The organism is Candidatus Pseudothioglobus sp. Uisw_050_01 (genome assembly GCF_048085775.1).
GTDB lineage: Bacteria > Pseudomonadota > Gammaproteobacteria > PS1 > Pseudothioglobaceae > Pseudothioglobus.
In genome coordinates this window covers 1,302,534-1,318,560 of record NZ_CP159804.1, presented here as the reverse complement: position 1 = coordinate 1,318,560, position 16,027 = coordinate 1,302,534, and the positions used below count along the sequence as shown (strand labels likewise).

Annotated in this window: 18 protein-coding genes; 9 read left to right on the top strand and 9 right to left on the bottom strand. The window is 36.7% G+C overall.

Annotated elements, in window-relative coordinates:
* Nucleotides 1–3 precede the first annotated feature (3 nt).
* Both ABXT51_RS06670 and ABXT51_RS06665 read left to right on the top strand, forming a co-directional pair.
* Nucleotides 4–735 carry an aspartate/glutamate racemase family protein gene (locus ABXT51_RS06670; protein WP_416694717.1) on the top strand — a complete coding sequence of 244 codons (732 nt, stop codon included), beginning with the start codon at nucleotides 4–6 and terminating at the stop codon, nucleotides 733–735.
* 109 nt (nucleotides 736–844) lie between these two features.
* Nucleotides 845–1,348 carry an Lrp/AsnC family transcriptional regulator gene (locus ABXT51_RS06665; RefSeq protein WP_416694714.1) on the top strand — a complete coding sequence of 168 codons (504 nt, stop codon included), beginning with the start codon at nucleotides 845–847 and terminating at the stop codon, nucleotides 1,346–1,348.
* On the opposite strand, the gene ABXT51_RS06660 is transcribed toward ABXT51_RS06665, so the two are convergent.
* On the bottom strand, nucleotides 1,341–2,519 hold the full coding sequence (locus tag ABXT51_RS06660) for a M24 family metallopeptidase (protein ID WP_416694713.1): 1,179 nt from the start codon (nucleotides 2,517–2,519) through the stop codon (nucleotides 1,341–1,343). The genes ABXT51_RS06665 and ABXT51_RS06660 overlap by 8 nt on opposite strands.
* Nucleotides 2,520–2,537: 18 nt before the next feature.
* A complete protein-coding gene (locus ABXT51_RS06655) occupies nucleotides 2,538–3,731 on the bottom strand; it encodes a cystathionine gamma-synthase family protein (protein WP_416694711.1) in 1,194 nt (397 codons plus the stop codon).
* A gap of 255 nt (nucleotides 3,732–3,986) precedes the next feature.
* Here ABXT51_RS06655 and ABXT51_RS06650 point away from each other — a divergent pair, with 255 nt between their 5' ends.
* Nucleotides 3,987–4,934 (top strand): DMT family transporter, encoded by a 948-nt coding sequence (locus ABXT51_RS06650; protein WP_416694708.1) that lies wholly within the window; start codon nucleotides 3,987–3,989, stop codon nucleotides 4,932–4,934.
* Here ABXT51_RS06650 and prmC read toward each other — a convergent pair.
* Nucleotides 4,926–5,720 (bottom strand): peptide chain release factor N(5)-glutamine methyltransferase, encoded by a 795-nt coding sequence (gene prmC / locus ABXT51_RS06645; protein WP_416694706.1) that lies wholly within the window; start codon nucleotides 5,718–5,720, stop codon nucleotides 4,926–4,928. The two genes, ABXT51_RS06650 and prmC, sit on opposite strands and share 9 nt — an antisense overlap.
* A 142-nt stretch (nucleotides 5,721–5,862) precedes the next feature.
* Here prmC and ABXT51_RS06640 point away from each other — a divergent pair, with 142 nt between their 5' ends.
* Nucleotides 5,863–6,312, top strand: coding sequence for a tRNA (cytidine(34)-2'-O)-methyltransferase (locus ABXT51_RS06640; RefSeq protein ID WP_416694703.1), 450 nt, complete (start codon nucleotides 5,863–5,865; stop codon nucleotides 6,310–6,312).
* Nucleotides 6,313–6,322: 10 nt separating this feature from the next.
* Here the strand turns inward: ABXT51_RS06640 and fmt are convergent, their stop codons facing one another.
* The gene (fmt, locus tag ABXT51_RS06635) at nucleotides 6,323–7,252 is read right to left on the bottom strand and encodes a methionyl-tRNA formyltransferase (protein ID WP_416694701.1); all 930 of its coding nucleotides are present in this window, start codon (nucleotides 7,250–7,252) and stop codon (nucleotides 6,323–6,325) included.
* Nucleotides 7,252–8,637, bottom strand: a complete 1,386-nt coding sequence (gene argH / locus ABXT51_RS06630) for an argininosuccinate lyase (protein ID WP_416694699.1) — start codon at nucleotides 8,635–8,637, stop codon at nucleotides 7,252–7,254. The genes fmt and argH overlap by 1 nt, the downstream gene beginning before the upstream one ends.
* 214 nt (nucleotides 8,638–8,851) lie before the next feature.
* Here argH and hemC point away from each other — a divergent pair, with 214 nt between their 5' ends.
* Together hemC and ABXT51_RS06620 are read left to right on the top strand one after the other, a co-directional pair.
* Nucleotides 8,852–9,769, top strand: coding sequence for a hydroxymethylbilane synthase (gene hemC / locus ABXT51_RS06625; protein WP_416696308.1), 918 nt, complete (start codon nucleotides 8,852–8,854; stop codon nucleotides 9,767–9,769).
* A gap of 1 nt (nucleotide 9,770) precedes the next feature.
* Nucleotides 9,771–10,061 (top strand): 4a-hydroxytetrahydrobiopterin dehydratase, encoded by a 291-nt coding sequence (locus ABXT51_RS06620; protein ID WP_416686418.1) that lies wholly within the window; start codon nucleotides 9,771–9,773, stop codon nucleotides 10,059–10,061.
* Between the two features lie 9 nt (nucleotides 10,062–10,070).
* On the opposite strand, the gene ftsY is transcribed toward ABXT51_RS06620, so the two are convergent.
* Nucleotides 10,071–11,024, bottom strand: a complete 954-nt coding sequence (gene ftsY, locus ABXT51_RS06615; RefSeq protein ID WP_416694697.1) for a signal recognition particle-docking protein FtsY — start codon at nucleotides 11,022–11,024, stop codon at nucleotides 10,071–10,073.
* 150 nt (nucleotides 11,025–11,174) lie between these two features.
* Here ftsY and hemJ point away from each other — a divergent pair, with 150 nt between their 5' ends.
* The 3 genes from hemJ to ltaE are packed head-to-tail and all read left to right on the top strand — an operon-like array spanning nucleotide 11,175 to nucleotide 13,379.
* Nucleotides 11,175–11,600 carry a protoporphyrinogen oxidase HemJ gene (gene hemJ, locus ABXT51_RS06610; protein ID WP_416651297.1) on the top strand — a complete coding sequence of 142 codons (426 nt, stop codon included), beginning with the start codon at nucleotides 11,175–11,177 and terminating at the stop codon, nucleotides 11,598–11,600.
* Nucleotides 11,601–11,647: 47 nt separating this feature from the next.
* Nucleotides 11,648–12,304 (top strand): hypothetical protein, encoded by a 657-nt coding sequence (locus ABXT51_RS06605; RefSeq protein ID WP_416694695.1) that lies wholly within the window; start codon nucleotides 11,648–11,650, stop codon nucleotides 12,302–12,304.
* 13 nt (nucleotides 12,305–12,317) lie between these two features.
* Nucleotides 12,318–13,379: a low-specificity L-threonine aldolase gene (gene ltaE, locus ABXT51_RS06600; RefSeq protein WP_416694693.1), complete on the top strand. Its 1,062-nt coding sequence runs from the start codon at nucleotides 12,318–12,320 to the stop codon at nucleotides 13,377–13,379.
* Between the two features lie 4 nt (nucleotides 13,380–13,383).
* On the opposite strand, the gene ABXT51_RS06595 is transcribed toward ltaE, so the two are convergent.
* The 3 genes from ABXT51_RS06595 to ABXT51_RS06585 are packed head-to-tail and all read right to left on the bottom strand — an operon-like array spanning nucleotide 13,384 to nucleotide 16,023.
* Nucleotides 13,384–14,139, bottom strand: coding sequence for an amino acid ABC transporter ATP-binding protein (locus ABXT51_RS06595; protein WP_271541071.1), 756 nt, complete (start codon nucleotides 14,137–14,139; stop codon nucleotides 13,384–13,386).
* A 2-nt stretch (nucleotides 14,140–14,141) separates the two neighbouring features.
* Nucleotides 14,142–15,119, bottom strand: a complete 978-nt coding sequence (locus ABXT51_RS06590; RefSeq protein ID WP_271541069.1) for an amino acid ABC transporter permease — start codon at nucleotides 15,117–15,119, stop codon at nucleotides 14,142–14,144.
* A gap of 46 nt (nucleotides 15,120–15,165) precedes the next feature.
* Nucleotides 15,166–16,023 (bottom strand): transporter substrate-binding domain-containing protein, encoded by an 858-nt coding sequence (locus ABXT51_RS06585; protein WP_416677474.1) that lies wholly within the window; start codon nucleotides 16,021–16,023, stop codon nucleotides 15,166–15,168.
* Nucleotides 16,024–16,027 lie beyond the last annotated feature (4 nt).

Here is a 16,027-nt window from a genome sequence, read left to right as displayed (position 1 = left end):
TTTATGACTATAGAATCAAAAAAATATCAAATATCTGACGCTTTGAGCGAGAGAAGGGATAGGCCATCAGTAGGACTGATAGTTTTAAATACAGATTTCACCTTTGAGCGTGACTTTGTAAGAATGTACACAGAGCAAAAACCAGACTATGACTTTTATTTCAACCGAATTCATTTTGCAAACCCAATGACCCCAGAGTCTTTAGCGGCAATTGGCGATGATTTGACTGAAGCTGCAGCACTAATACTTCCTAATTATGATCTCGACCTAGTTGTATTTAATTGCACCTCTTCATCATCCATAGTTGGCGATGAGGCAATAGAGTCTGCAATTCATGAAAGTAAGCCAACTGCAAAAGTTCTTTCTACCTCTCAAGCGGTTGTTGCAAATTTTAAGGCGCGAGGCTTTAAAAAAATCAGCATTTTAACGCCTTATAGTGAAGAAGTTTCCTCTCTTTTGAGGGGTTATTTAGAGCGCAATGGTGTTGAAATGGTGTCTTCAATGCATATGGATATGGATGATGACAGAGATGTTGCTATGCTCCCTGCCGATGAAATCATTGCAGCAGCAAAAACAGCAGTTCATGAGGATGCAGATGCGATTTTTATATCGTGTACAGCAATGAGATCAGCAGAAATAATTCCTGAAATTGAAGTGGCTATAGGTAAGCCAGTTTTTACTTCAAACCAGGCTACTTTTGATCAAATTTCTCAAATTATAGGCAGTCTTAATTAGCCAGACTAAAGCATCTCTAAGGGCTGTAAAGTACTGATTAATATCATAAATTCACACAGAAGTGAATTTTTTTGGTAAATTAAATACCATTTAGAGTCATAATAGTTCCATGCATAAGCTTGATGAAAGAGACATTCAAATACTGGTTATTCTTCAGAAAGAAGGAAGAATAACTAAAACTGCTCTTGCGGAAAAACTTAATTTATCACTTACCCCTTCCTGGGATAGACTCCAAAGATTAGAGGAGGCTGGGATTATTAAAAGCTACGGCGCAAGACTGTCATCTTCATTTTTAGATAATTTTCACCTAGTGATTACTGAGGTTGAGCTTGAGAGTCATAAGCAAGGTCAGTTTGCACGATTTGAAGAAGCTATACTGGGCTTTGATGAAGTGCTCTCATGCTGGTCTGTGGGTGGAGGTTTAGACTACATATTAAAAGTCCTTGTTAAAGACGTTACTGGTTACCAAGAATTCATTAAGAGAGTCTTAAAGGCAGATATTGGCATGAGGCGTTATTTCAGTTATGCAGTCTTGAATAAAATCAAAGATACTGATGTTATTCCTGAAGGCTTAATCAAAAAGTCAGACTTAGTGAAGAGAAACCTTACTTAACTAATAGTTTCCTGGGAACATTAGATAGGCATTCACCGCCATTACTTCCAACGCGAATACTCTCAGTCATTTCAAAGCCCCAGTCATCAAACCAGATCGCGGGCATAAAATGAAATGTCATGTTTTCTTCTAAAACTGTCTGATCAGTTCCTCGAAGACTCATTGTGCGCTCGCCCCAGTCAGGGGGGTAACTGCAACCAATAGGGTAGCCACATCGGTTATTTTTTTCATAGCCATATTTTTTCAGAGTTGCTGTAAAGTTGTCTGAAATCTGAGCGCAGGTATTGCCCGGCTTGAACATCTCGATAGCATTTACAATGCACTCATTAATAACCTTTTCAATATCTAAGTACTGCTGAGGGGGCGTTCCTAAAAATAAAGTTCTTGAGCAGGGGCAGTGATATCTTGCGTACGCTCCTCCAAGCTCTAAAAACATACCTTCATTATTTTTTAGTGGCTCATCATTCCATGTCATATGACAGGCCGCCGCTTCTTCTCCTGCACCAATAAGAGGAACGAATGAGGCATAGTCTCCATAATGGCCTTGGTGTCCTTGAATGCCTGCGTGATATATTTCAGCAACCAAGTCATTTTTCTTCATTCCAGGTTCTGCCACCTGCATAACCCTTTCATAAACTCCTTCAATAACCTTACCTGCACGCTTCATATAAGTAATTTCAGTTTCAGATTTAATGGCTCTTTGCCAGTTAACCAAGCCTGTCTGATCACTAAAAGTTGCTGCAGGAAGTAAGCTATATAATGACTCTGCGGCTCTAGCAGAGAAGTAATAGTTATCTTTTTCTAGGCCAATTCTTTTATTATGCAGACCTTTCTCTTTTAGGATATTGGCAAGGAACTCCATTGGATGTCTCTCAGGGCTCATCACATAATCATCTGGATATGAGAGGATATTATTTAACTCAAGGTCTGTAGTAAGTTCTGCCCCTTTTGCATCGATCCCTCTGCCATACCAAAAAAGACCACCATCTGTTGTAATTACAACGCATTGATGAACATAAAATGACCAGCCATCATAACCCGTTAACCAGAACATATTAGCAGGGTCATAAACAATTAAAACTTCTACGTTTAAAGCATTCATAGACTTGCGAGTCTTTAATTGTCTATCAAGGTACTCCTCTTGAGAAAATCTTCTTCTTTCTTGTTTCATTGTATTCTCCTAAAATTCTTAAGAAATTTCTTTAAATGCCTGCTCTAAATCAGTAATCAAATCCTCTACATCCTCAATTCCAGTAGAGTATCTGACTAAGCCTTCAGGTATTCCAGCAGCCTTTCGCTCTTCTGCGCTACACTCAACATGACTTGTCGTTAATGGAGGACCAACTACCGTTTCAACGCATCCCAAATTAGCAGCCATATGAGCATATTTAAGTTTTGGTAAAAATTTCTTAATTGAATCTAGACCACCTTTAACAGAAAAACTTAACATTCCGCCGTATCCACCATTCATTTGCTCTTTAGCTATCTCATGAGCTGGATGAGACTCTAAGCCAGGGTAGTTAACCTGATCAACCAAAGGATGATTTTGTAAGAACGTTGCAATTAACATAGCGCTTTCATTTTGTCTTTCAACTCGAAGCTTTAATGTTTTCATTCCTCTTAGGAGGCTATAGGCGTCCATTGGGGCTAGAGTAGCACCGTTTATTTCACGGTAATGATAAACTTGCCTAACTAAGTCTTGATTTCCACAAATTACCCCTCCAAGAGCATCTGCGTGACCCCCTAGATATTTAGAGGCGGAATGCAGCGTAATGTCAGCACCAAGCATAAGCGGTCTTTGATTGATTGGCGTTGCAAACGTGTTATCAACAACGACAAGGGCACCTACTTTTTTAGCTGCCGCGCTTAAACGTTTGATGTCAGTAATTTTAATGGTTGGATTGGTTGGCGTTTCTAAATATAACACCTTGCAGCCTTTAGCAATTTCACTTTCTATTTGCTCATAATTACCTGTTTCACAAAGGCTAACATCAATATTAAGTGGCGGTAAAAATTCATTAAAAATGACATTTGTACCCCCATAACTATCCTTGATTGAAACAAGGCGGTCACCAGGCTTTAAAAAGGTGGCTAAGGTATTACTAATTGCTGCCATTCCTGAGGAAAAGCTAGTCGCCGCTTCAGCGCCTTCAAGTTCTTTTACTTTGTCCTCAAAAGCGCGGACTGTTGGGTTTGTATTTCGAGAGTATATATGGCCTTCAGCTTCACCTAGGGCAACTTTATGCCAAGTATCAATATCTTTGTAGGCAAATGAAACGCTATGAACGACTGGTACTTGAGTTGAGCGCTCATATAGTTCGTACTCTTGCTCTCCACCCCAAATACTTTGAGTGGATTGACCGATGTGTTTTTTTTCAAGCATAAGTAACCTTTTATAATTGCGTTGAGTATAAAAAAAATGATAATAAATCACTGAAATCCTATTTTCAAGGCAGCGCTTAATAAGCCTTTATCTTGATAAAAATTATTATACATCCACTTCGGTGCTTCTGACAATCTTGAATTTTCATGCTGATCGAGATTTCAATAAATTTAGAGCGGCAAATAAATATTGCTAAATTAATAGTTTCTGATATATTGCGAGTCTGCAATACACCACATTTAGCTCTTTAAAACTATGAGTATATCTACCTCAAAAGAGTCAACTGACAACAAAACAACAATTGTTAAGTCTAACTTTCTTTGTGTGTTTTCCATACTTCTTTTTGCAACGGGTTTTCCTGCTGCTGAATATTTATTAAAAGACTGGGATGTTGTTAGCGTAATCACTGCTCGAAATGTTTTTTCCTTTATTTTAATTTTTATAATTTGGTTATTTATTGAAGGAATACAAAAAGTCAAATCTGCTAAATGGTTAAAGGGGTTTTTAATAGGCTTATCAGGATTTGGAATTGGGGCTTTTTTAATCCTTATGCTTCAATCATTAACAACACCAGTAATCGCAGCACTGGCGGTAGCCACAATGCCAGTTTTTGCTGTAAGTTTGGAGATGCTTCTTGATGGACGTAAGATGACATTATGGTTTTTCTTTGGTGTAGTTCTAGTATTACTTGGTGGCTATATTGCTTCAGGCGCCTCACTAAGAGAGGATAATGTTGGCATAGCTGCTCTCATAGGAATTATTGGAGTTGCATTATTTGCATGGGCCTCCAGAGCAACAGTCAAAAGCCTTCCTGGCATGTCTAACCTAGGTCAAACAGCAGTCACATCTTTTGGTATGGCGGGGCTATCAATATTCTTATATTTTGTCTGTAGTGTATTTTTTGATTTAACTAATGCTACGTCAATTATTACTATTGAGCATTTAGGCTTAGTGCTTATCTACGCTTGGCTTGGGTTGGGAATTTCTCAAATTTTCTGGATAAAGGCTGTTAGTCAACTCGGAATTGGTTTGGCGTCATTTCATTTAAATGCTGTTCCATTCTACGTCATGTTTATGCTGTTTCTTCTTGGTGATAGCTGGATATGGCACCAAGCATTTGGAGCTTTAATCGTTATTTCTGGGGTTATATTAGCTCAACAAAAGTCTTCAAAGAAAAAGGCAGAATTTTTTGAGTTACCTTAGTTCTGCAAGGATTGCCCTGTCGAGCTTATTGAGATCTTTAAATGTTTTGATATTTGTAAAAGACTCTTCTAATAACTTAATAATTCTATCCTTTTGGTCATATCCGTGCTCAAGCAGTAAATATCCACCGATGTTAAGAAATTCTGTTGATTTGGTGATGATTTCTCTGATGTCATTTAGCCCATCATTGCCTGAGACTAAGGCCTCAATAGGTTCATATTTTAAATCTTCTAAGTGTGGGTCATGCTCATTAATATAAGGCGGGTTACTGACAATTAAATCAAATCTTGAAAGAGGTAATGGGTTAAACCAGCTGCCACAATAAAAATCAATATCTTTAATTGAATTGAGTTTGGCAATATTCAGTGCATCCATCGACTGATCAGTGGCTGAAATCTTCCATTTTGGACGCTTTTCAGAAAGAGTTATGGCTATTATGCCGCTTCCAGTTCCTAGGTCTAGTAGGCTTATTTTTTTATTTGTATCAAACGTATCAAGTGCAATGTCGATTAATAGTTCTGTTTCGGGTCTTGGAATTAAAGTTGCAGGTGAGACTATAAAATCACGATCATAAAATCCTTGAGTGCCTTTGAGGTAGGCAAAAGGCTTACCATTACTTCTTTGCTTAATTAAACTATCGAGTGTTTTAAGTTCTGCATTATTTAGCTCATAATCCGTATTGGAAAACAACTGCTCTTTAGTTTGATCAAGTGCTAAACATAAGAGTTTTAATATATCTTTGACCTCCATCTTAAGATAGTCTTTAGTCGATTTTCTTATAGACATGGATTAAATTTAGGTTGCTTGAGATTGTAAAAAACTTCTAATTTCTATGTAATTTTTCATTTTAATATTATATCAATAAGCGAGTTTTGGTAATTGGTTTATGTTCTATGGGATGATAATGTTATTTGTGAAAAGTAGCTGTATGTTAAATTTAGTTTTATACCAACCCGAGATACCCAGTAACACAGGAAGTCTAATACGTTTGTCAGCAAATATGGGTGCAAATCTTCACCTTATAAAGCCTTATGGATTCGAGATTAATGATAAGCGTTTAAGGCGAGCTGGGCTTGACTATAAAGAGTTAGCTCAGGTTTATGAATATGAAAATTTTGATGACTACTTAGACAAAGCTAACCCGGCTAAACTCTATTTTGTAAGTACAAAAGTGATTAGAAGCTATGCTGACGTTAAATACCATAGTGATGATTCATTTCTATTTGGCTCTGAAACTAAGGGTCTTCCAAAGGAGATAATGGATGAATATGATGGTATAACTCTACCTATGCAAAGAGGCTCGAGAAGCCTAAACCTTTCAAACTGTGTTTCAATCGTAGCTTATGAGGCTTGGAGACAGGTTGGATTTTCTAACTAAGAATATATTTTTAGTTTAGCTCAAGTAATTGGTAAGCATTATTAAAGTCTTTAATTGACACTTCATTTTTTCCAGCAAGCTGGACTCTCTTGAGGCTTAAGACGCCATTTCCAGTCGCAATATAACAATTATTTTTGCTTTGTTCGATGACTGTTCCTGGGATTTTTGAAGATTCATGTTGAACTTCTTCAGCCTCAATAATTCTAATAACCTTGCTTTCGAACTGTTTAGCTTTTGCGTTAGTTTGAGCTATAGGTCGGGGATTAAAGGCTCTAATCATCAGGCTTATATTTTTTGCACTTTGATGCCAGTCTATTTGAGCTTCCCCTTTCACAATCTTTTTTGCATAAATCACGTCTTTATCATTTTGGGGTGTAGCCTTTAATTCATTTAATTGATTTAAAGCATTAAAGATTAATTCAGCCCCCATGATTGATAAAGAGTCCGTCAGTGATTGAGAAGTGTCATTGCTGGCAATTAAATACTTTTGTGTAAGTAAAACATCTCCAGTGTCCAGCCCCTCATTCATTTGCATTATTGAAATTCCAGTTTCTTTATCTCCTGAAAGGATCGCTCTTTCGATAGGGGCAGCTCCCCTCCATCTTGGGAGAAGGGATGCATGAATGTTAAGACATCCATGCCTTGGTGCTTTAAGTGTATTACTTGGAAGTATCTGTCCATACGCTGCAACTACAATGATATCTGGGTTTAGAGAGGAAAGTATTTTTTGGTTTTGCTCACTACTAAAATCTTCAGGCTGAAAAACTCTCAAATTATTTTCTTCTGCGTATAGCTTGACTGGGCAGGCTGTTAAAACCTTTCCTCTTCCTTTTGGCCTATCAGGCTGGCAATATACCCCAATTACTTCGTGATCAGATTTATGAAGAATGGCTAGAGATTCGACGGCAAATTTAGGGGTTCCTGCAAAAACTATGCGCATTACTTAATGGATTTTCGCCCTGCTTTAATGGCAATTGAAATTTGAGTTGGGGAGGTTCCACCTAGATGATTTCGAGAGTTAATAGAGCCTTCTAGAGAGATTACATCAAAAATATCTTCTTCAATTAATGAATTAAAATTTTTAAGCTCATCAATTGAAAGTTCACTCAAGTCTTTACCTTCTTTGATTCCATAAGAGACAGCCTTGCCAACAATATCATGCGCGTCTCTAAAAGCTAAACCCTTCTTTACAAGATAATCCGCTAAATCTGTTGCAGTTGTATAACCTTTAAGAGTAGATTGATACATGTTTTCTTTGTTAGTTTTGATGGTTGGAATCATATCAGCAAAAACACGAAGACAAGAATAAATAGTTTCAACACTATCAAATAGCGGCTCCTTATCTTCCTGGTTATCCTTGTTGTATGCTAATGGCTGACCTTTCATTATTGTTAATAGGGAAATTAAATTACCAGTTACTCGGCCAGTCTTACCTCGCACTAATTCTGGAACATCTGGATTTTTCTTTTGAGGCATAATTGACGAGCCCGTGCAAAAGCTATCAGGAAGAGATATGAACTCAAATTGTGCGCTTGACCATAGAATTAGCTCTTCAGAAAACCTTGAAAGATGCATCATAATTAGACTCGCATTTGAAGCAAACTCAATCGCAAAATCACGGTCACTGACAGCATCAATCGAGTTTAAGCTTATTCGCTCAAATCCTAAAAGTTCAGCAGTACGTTCGCGATTAATTGGATAACTAGTTCCCGCAAGAGCAGCGCTCCCTAATGGCATTGTATTAATTCTTTTAAAGCTCTCTTGAAGTCTTTCACGATCTCGCTTGAGCATCTCAAAATAGGCCAGTAAATGATGGCCAAAACTAATTGGCTGAGCAGCTTGAAGGTGGGTAAACCCAGGCATAATCGTTTCTTTTTCTTGGTCTGCAAGATCAAGAAGAGAATTTAAAAGTCTTTCTATCTCTTTTGTAATTAGCCGTACTTGATCTCTAAGGTAGAGCCTAATATCAGTAGCAACTTGATCATTTCGAGAGCGACCAGTGTGAAGTTTTTTCCCTGAATCTCCGCAAATTTCAGTTAACCTTGATTCAATATTCATGTGAACATCTTCCAGTTCAACTGACCAGTTAAATTGATCATTAACTATTTCATCTTTGATTTTATCAAGACCTTCAAGAATTTTTTTTAGCTCAGTGCTTTTAAGGACATTAACTTCACAGAGCATTGTTGCATGAGCAATAGAGCCCTCAATGTCATAAAGTGCAAGAACTTTATCAAAAGTAACAGATGCGCCAAAAATTTTGACAAATTCATCGGTTGGCTGATTAAAGCGCCCACCCCATAAATGATTTTTTTTAAACTCCATAGTTCACTTTACTCTGTCATTAATACGAATTTCAATAACTGCACATTATTCCACTATCTAGGCGATAAGTTACTGAAAATAATATAAAAACCTTTTTTAGGAGAGTATTGATTGCTAAAAATATATTTTTTATCACCATAATATAATTGGCAAAAGCCAACATTATTACTAAACACCCGATAAAATATTGTTGGTAGTAAATTGAATTGGAGACATTATCACAGTGCTTAAAATTGCAACACGTAAAAGCCCTCTGGCCCTTTGGCAGGCAGAGTTTGTAAAGTCAAGACTGCAATTTTTTAATCCTAATATAGAGGTTGAGTTGGTAAAAATGACTACTCAGGGCGATAAGATATTAAATTCACCACTTTCAAAAATTGGCGGCAAAAGCCTATTCATTAAAGAGCTCGAAATAGGTATTCTGGAAGGAAGGGCTGATATTGCTGTTCATTCTATGAAAGATGTTCCTTATGAGCTTCCAAAGGAATTCGAGGTTGGAGCAATTTTGGAGCGAGAAAATCCTTTTGATGCATTTGTTTCAAATGATTTTGATAGCATAAGTGAACTTCCACATGGAGCTAGAGTTGGTTCTTGTAGTTTAAGGCGTATAGTTCAATTAAAAGCATTAAGACCTGATTTGGCCATTTTAGATTTAAGAGGAAATGTTAATACTCGATTAAAAAAGCTAGATGAAGGTCAGTATGATGCTATTATTTTGGCATGCTCAGGCCTTATAAGGCTGGGTTTTGAAGGTAGAATTAAGCAGCATCTGAGCGCTGAAAAATCCCTACCAGCAGTTGGTCAGGGTGCTTTAGGTATAGAGATTAGAAAAGGTGATATGGACATAATTAGACTTATTGAGCCGCTTGTAAATAAAAAAACCATGAATGAGGTTTGTGCTGAAAGGGCAATGAATTCTACTCTTGAGGGTGGATGTTCAGTTGCAATTGGTGGCTACGCAACTAGTAATAACACTGAGATGAGACTTAAGGGTATGGTCGGTAATATTGATTCTGGAGTTATTTTGAGGGTAGAAGAAAGTGGCGATATATCAAAGCCAAAGGTATTAGGTGAGCTTGTTGCTAATAAGCTATTATCTATGGGAGCAAAAGAGCTCTTAAACGAGGTTTAATTTGATTTTAACTAATAAACAATTAAATGTATATTTAGAAGAGCATAATGACTGGAGTATCGTTAATGAAAAGCTTTCTAAGACGTTTAAGTTTTCTAACTTTATCCAAGCTTTTGGTTTTATGACTGAAGTTGCAATTACCTCAGAAGCTATGGATCATCACCCAGAATGGTCAAATGTTTATAATAGAGTTGAGATTAATTTGATTACTCATAGTGAGGGCGGAATAACAAAGCTTGATACTGAGCTTGCTAAGAAGATTGACACTATCAGTAGCTCTATAAAATCATAAATAAGTTAACTAATCAAATAAAGCATCAACAAAATCTTTTGCATTAAAAGGTTTTAAATCGTCGATTGCTTCCCCCACCCCAATAAAACGAATAGGCAGTTTAAGAGAGTCTGAAATTGCAAATAAAACTCCACCTTTAGCTGTTCCATCAAGTTTAGTGACAGCAAGTCCTGATAGGTTAATGGATTTATGAAATTCATTTGCTTGTTGAATCGCATTTTGACCTGACCCACCATCGATAACTAAGAGAGTTTCATGTGGAGCATCTTCATTATGCTTTTTAAGTACTCTCTTAATTTTTTCAAGTTCTTGCATTAAATTATCTTGTGTATGAAGTCTTCCTGCAGTATCTGCAATTAAGATATCAATATCTTTAGCAATCGCTGACTGGTAAGCATCATATACAACCGAGGCTGCGTCTGCTCCTGTTTTTTGAGCGATGACTGGAATATCATTCCTCTCTCCCCAAACTTGAAGCTGCTCAACAGCAGCAGCACGAAAAGTGTCTCCAGCTGCAAGCATTATAGATTTTCCCTCACTTTGAAATAGCTTAGCAAGCTTACCAATCGTGGTAGTTTTTCCAGCACCATTAATCCCAACAACAAGAATAACAAAAGTTTTATCAACATTTGTTTGTAGTAAATTTTCTTTAATTAAGAATGATTCTAGTTCAATTTTTATAAGTTCATAAAGACCATCACTGTCCTTAAGTTCTTTTCTAGATGCTTTTTTTCTCACAGACTCAATAACCTTGTCAGTTGTTTGAATACCTATATCTGCTCCAATTAAAAGCATTTCTAAATCTTCAAGAAGTGCTTCATCTATTTTCTTTTTACCCATAAGAAGGGATGAAAGACCATCTCCAAGTTTAGTTTTGGATTTAAATAGCCGATCTTTTAGTGAAGGTTTTTTTGTCTCACCTTCAGACTCAGGGCTTTGATTTTTTTTAAAAAAGTTTAGCATTAAAGTTCAATTATAAAGACTAGGCAAATTTTACTATGTCAATCAACATAATAACTGTTAATCAATTGATAGTGTTTCATATAACTTCTTTAATTAATCCTATAAATTCATTGTATTCTGACGGTATTATGTAACTATTTTGGAGTTCAAATGCTTTGGATTAAGGCTTTTCACATTTTGACGGTAATAACTTGGTTTGCAGCACTGTTTTATTTGCCGCGACTTTTTGTTTACCATGCTATGTCAACTGATGAGATTAGTATAGAGCGCTTCAAAGTAATGGAGCGAAAACTATATAGAGGCATTATGATGCCAAGCTTCATTATCACAACGCTTATGGGCGTCTGGATGCTTTATGGCTATGCTTGGGAAGTCTATGCTGATCAATATTGGCTTCAGCTTAAACTAGCTCTAGTTGCAGTTCTAATTGCGTATCATTTTTATTGTGGCTATTTGGTGAGAGTATTTGCTGAAGATAAAAATACACGTAGTCATACTTTTTATCGATGGTTTAATGAGTTTCCAGTTTTACTTCTTGTTGGCATTATCATTCTTGTTGTTGTTAAGCCTTTTTAAAAATTTAGTTATATAATTTAAATCTTTATTTCAAAAAAAATAAACTGATGAGCATCTCGCAAGACACAAAAGAGTTAAATTCATATATCAATAAAAAAGTTGATATTGAGTCAGTTGCTTCTTTTAAAGGCAATGAGCACATTATCAAATTAAATCTTAAGTTTGATATTAATCAAATGCGCGAAGCGCTTGATGAAGTTAAAGCTATGTCAGAGTTTAAAACTGCTGCGTCAGGGTTTCATGCTCTTGCGATGACTCGCAGAAAGAATAGCTCTGTTGAGTCTGATAATAATCTTGTGGGTCGCTACTATACTCGCTTAGATGATAGCTATGAAGAGATAGCTAAGGATGAATTAGTTGATGAAGGTTCATTTACTGAGCTTGTTGAAGTGTTTAAGGGTACTTATTTTGAAACCATTCACAAGGAGCTGTCAGCTCGTTACCCTGTTGGAAGAGTTCGCATATTAGAAAAAGATAGCTTTAATTGCAATTCATGGCATAGAGATCCTGAGCCAAGGATTCATATTCCAATTTATACAAATCCCGGTGCTTTATTTATAGTAAACCATCACTGCACCCACCTTCCTGCTGATGGCTCCGTATATTTTACAGATACGAGGGGTTACCACACCGCTCTTAATGGAGGAGATGAGTCTAGAACCCATCTTGTAGCCACTTTAGCCTATCCAGAATATAAGCCTTAAGAGTAAATTAGTTATGAGTCAATATAAGAAAAATATTAGTAACAAAGAGAAATTAGAGAGTCCAATAGATTTTCGAAGTGATACAGTTACTTTGCCATCCCATGAAATGCTTGCAAGTATAGATAATACAAAGCTTGGAGATGATGTTTATGAAGAGGATATTGAAGTAATCGAGCTACAAGAATATGCAGCGAATCTCTTAGGAAAAGAAGCAAGCTTATTTTTTCCTAGTGGCACTCAAAGTAATTTAACTGCTATGCTCGCCCATTGTCAAAGAGGTGATGAAGTTTTGATTGGAAGACACTATCATACTAATGTTTATGAGGCTCGAGGAGTTTCAGTTTTAGGTGGTGTGGGGATTTGTCCTATTGATACTTCAGCATCTGGATCTATGAAAGTAAGCGATATGCTAAGTCAAATTAAAGATAATGATCCTCACTATGCTGTAACAAAACTTCTTTGTTTAGAGAACACTTTTTCTGGAAAAGTTCAGCCTCAACAGGAGCTTGATGCATTAGCAAAAGCTGCGCATAGTAAAGGCTTAAAAGTACATTTGGATGGTGCTCGCTTATTTAATGCCCATATACATTCAGGCCTAACAATGAAGGCTTTGACAGAAAGTTTTGATAGTATATCAATATGTTTATCAAAAGGCTTAGGCGCTCCAATTGGGTCTCTTTTAGTAAGTGATCAAGCTACCATTAATAGAGCCTTACGATTACGAAAGATGCTTGGCGGCGGCATGAGGCAAGTTGGCGTTATCGCTGCTTATGGAATGTATGCTTTAAAGAATAATGTAAAGAGGCTTCAAGAGGATCATGATAATGCAAAATATCTTGCTAGTGGCTTGTCATCATTGTCAGAATTAACTATAGACTATGGTGAAAATCAAACAAATATGGTTTTTGTAGATTGTCCAGAACAGCACAGAGAAAGCTTAGGAAAGCACCTTTTTGATAGAAATATTTTAATTTCTAATCTTGATCGAGGAAGGTTAGTATGCCACTTAGGAATTAGTAAAGAAGATATTTTGGCGGTTATTGATGCTTTTAAAGATTATTTTAAAAATATTTAAATTATTAGATAAGAATTTGGTCTAAAAAAGTTTTAGTGCGATCACTTTTTGGGTTATTAAAGAATTCATCTGGAGTATTTTGCTCCACAATCTCCCCGTCTGCCATAAATATTATTCTGTCTGCAACTTGTCTGGCAAAGCCCATTTCATGAGTAACACAAATCATTGTCATGCCGCTATTTGCAAGTTCGACCATGGTATCCAAAACTTCTGAAACCATTTCGGGGTCTAGCGCTGAAGTTGGCTCATCAAATAACATGACTTTAGGCTCCATACATAAGCTCCTAGCAATAGCAACTCGCTGTTGCTGACCACCAGATAGTTGATCTGGATATTTGTCTGCCTGCTCTGGAATCTTGACTTGTTCAAGCATGGCCACTGCTCTTTTTTCTGCTTCTTTTTTATCAATTCCTCTGACCCAGTTTGGCCCAGCCATGCAGTTTTCAAGGACAGTTAAGTGTGGAAATAAATTAAAATTTTGGAATACCATTCCAATGTCTCGTCGAACAATATCAACATCTTTCATGGTTTCATGAAGCTCAACTCCGCTAACATGAATTTTACCTTCTTGATGAGCCTCAAGTCGATTGAGACATCGAATTAGAGTCGATTTTCCTGATCCAGATGGGCCACAGATGACAATTTTTTCTTTAAGATTTATTTCAAGATTTATATCTTTAAGCGCCTGAAAATCTCCATACCATTTGCTGACACCATCCAGTGATATAACAGGGTTTTCATTTTTAGCTTTAGTATTCACAATCAAGCCTTTTGTTGGTATTTTCTTTCAATGCGAGCTTGAATCATTTCAAGAATGATTGTAAGGGCCCAATAAATCATTGCAGCTGTAAGTAGCATTTCTAAATTATTGAAATCTTTCGAGCCAATTTTTTTGGCCATGAACATTAACTCCCAAATCCCAAGAACAGAAACTAAAGAACTGTCCTTAAGCATCGCAATAAATTGGTTGCCGGTTGGGGGAACTATAATTGGTATTGACTGAGGTAATATAATTTTTCGAAGTATTAGTCCAAATTTAAAACCTAATGCTCTTGAGGCTTCCCATTGCCCTTTTGGTATGCTTTGAATACCTGCACGAAAAATCTCTGTCATGTAGGCACCATAACAAAGTGACAGGGCTGCAATACCAGAAGGAATAGCATCAATCATGAATCCGAGTTGAGGAAGGCCCATATAAATTAGATAAATTTGTAGAAGAAGAGGGAGCCCTCTAAATAAAGACGTATAAAAACTTGCTATCGCATAAGCAAAGCCATTATTTGAAAGTTTAGCAATAGCTCCAACGATTGCTATAGCAGTAGCAATTGCAATTGAAACTGCTGAAATATAAATCGTAGTAAATAGACCCTTAGAAATCATAAGCCAAATTTTGCTTGGCTCACCGATAAATATATACGCTAACTCAAGATCAAAAGAGTAGGCAAAAGCAAGAAAAAGAAAAAATAATTCAATCCAAACAATGAATATTTGAATTTTCAACCTAGCAAAGCTAATTAATAATAAATTTAGAACAAATATTATTGAAAGTACAAACGAAACAACCAGTCGACCAAAAAACCCACTTTCTTGCGGATTTCCAATAACTGGACTGAGGAATTCACCAAATATGGTGTTGGTAAAATTAAAAGCAAAGAAAAACACCAATACCGTTATTGATAATCCTAAAAGGAACGCTGGTTTGTGCAGCGACTTATCTTCAATAACGGTATCGACGAACATACCTTTCTCTAAAACTAATTAAAACTTATATAACTAAATGCTCTAATTAAAACGCAATAGTGTAGTCATTTGAACTACCATCTGCGTTTTTAAACCATTTCATTGACAACGTTGTCAATGTGTAGTCAGCTTTCATTTCAGCAATAATTCTAACAATTTCTGCATCTAACTCAGGGTCATCATTGCCTTTGTCAGTTGCTACTGAAAGAGGCTCAAAGAAAGCAGGGTCACCTAAGAAACGAATTGGATATCCATCTTCTATAGCACCTTGAATCATCGGAATAGAATCAATAATACCGTCATTACGAACACCAGCACCTAGGCGAGTGTCATCAAGACATGTATGACCGTCAGCAAGTGAAGTAATTGTTCCTGGCGTAACTTTATATGTAAATGCTGGAGCATCAATCATATCTAGACTTCCTTCAAGATACATTTCCCAAGTTGAGGCTGCTGTAGTACAAACATTTTTCCCATTTAAACCTGCCAATGTTGTTATAGGTGAATCTGTATGAACAGCAAAACCAGCTGGGGTGTAATAATAAACTGCAGGGAAGTTGAGCACTTCGGAGCGAGTTTCTGTTGGCGTCATAGAACCAACTGATACGTCCCAACGCATATTCCAGTTACCTGAAGTAATAATATCCCATGAAGGAGTGATGAAGCGAGCTTCTACGCCCATACGCTTAGCAATTTCTCTACCAACATCCACGTCAAAACCTTCCATTTCACCGGCATCATTAATGTAAGAATATGGTGCCCAGTTTGCATCAGTTGCAATCATTAATTCATTGTTTGATTTAATATAATCATAAACTGCACCTGCTTGAACTGTCATGTTTAATGATAATAGCGCGACTGCAAATGCAATCGACGACTTTGTAAAGCCTAGCTTAATACTCATTTGT

Excerpts from the sequence above, each read along its gene's own strand:
- ABXT51_RS06670 (WP_416694717.1), top strand. The coding sequence starts at position 4 with ATGACTATAGAATCAAAAAAATATCAAATATCTGACGCTTTGAGCGAG.
- ABXT51_RS06665 (WP_416694714.1), top strand. The coding sequence starts at position 845 with ATGCATAAGCTTGATGAAAGAGACATTCAAATACTGGTTATTCTTCAG.
- ABXT51_RS06660 (WP_416694713.1), bottom strand. The coding sequence starts at position 2,519 with ATGAAACAAGAAAGAAGAAGATTTTCTCAAGAGGAGTACCTTGATAGA.
- ABXT51_RS06655 (WP_416694711.1), bottom strand. The coding sequence starts at position 3,731 with ATGCTTGAAAAAAAACACATCGGTCAATCCACTCAAAGTATTTGGGGT.
- ABXT51_RS06650 (WP_416694708.1), top strand. The coding sequence starts at position 3,987 with ATGAGTATATCTACCTCAAAAGAGTCAACTGACAACAAAACAACAATT.
- prmC (WP_416694706.1), bottom strand. The coding sequence starts at position 5,720 with ATGTCTATAAGAAAATCGACTAAAGACTATCTTAAGATGGAGGTCAAA.
- ABXT51_RS06640 (WP_416694703.1), top strand. The coding sequence starts at position 5,863 with ATGTTAAATTTAGTTTTATACCAACCCGAGATACCCAGTAACACAGGA.
- fmt (WP_416694701.1), bottom strand. The coding sequence starts at position 7,252 with ATGCGCATAGTTTTTGCAGGAACCCCTAAATTTGCCGTCGAATCTCTA.
- argH (WP_416694699.1), bottom strand. The coding sequence starts at position 8,637 with ATGGAGTTTAAAAAAAATCATTTATGGGGTGGGCGCTTTAATCAGCCA.
- ftsY (WP_416694697.1), bottom strand. The coding sequence starts at position 11,024 with ATGCTAAACTTTTTTAAAAAAAATCAAAGCCCTGAGTCTGAAGGTGAG.
- hemJ (WP_416651297.1), top strand. The coding sequence starts at position 11,175 with ATGCTTTGGATTAAGGCTTTTCACATTTTGACGGTAATAACTTGGTTT.
- ABXT51_RS06605 (WP_416694695.1), top strand. The coding sequence starts at position 11,648 with ATGAGCATCTCGCAAGACACAAAAGAGTTAAATTCATATATCAATAAA.
- ltaE (WP_416694693.1), top strand. The coding sequence starts at position 12,318 with ATGAGTCAATATAAGAAAAATATTAGTAACAAAGAGAAATTAGAGAGT.
- ABXT51_RS06590 (WP_271541069.1), bottom strand. The coding sequence starts at position 15,119 with ATGTTCGTCGATACCGTTATTGAAGATAAGTCGCTGCACAAACCAGCG.
- ABXT51_RS06585 (WP_416677474.1), bottom strand. The coding sequence starts at position 16,023 with ATGAGTATTAAGCTAGGCTTTACAAAGTCGTCGATTGCATTTGCAGTC.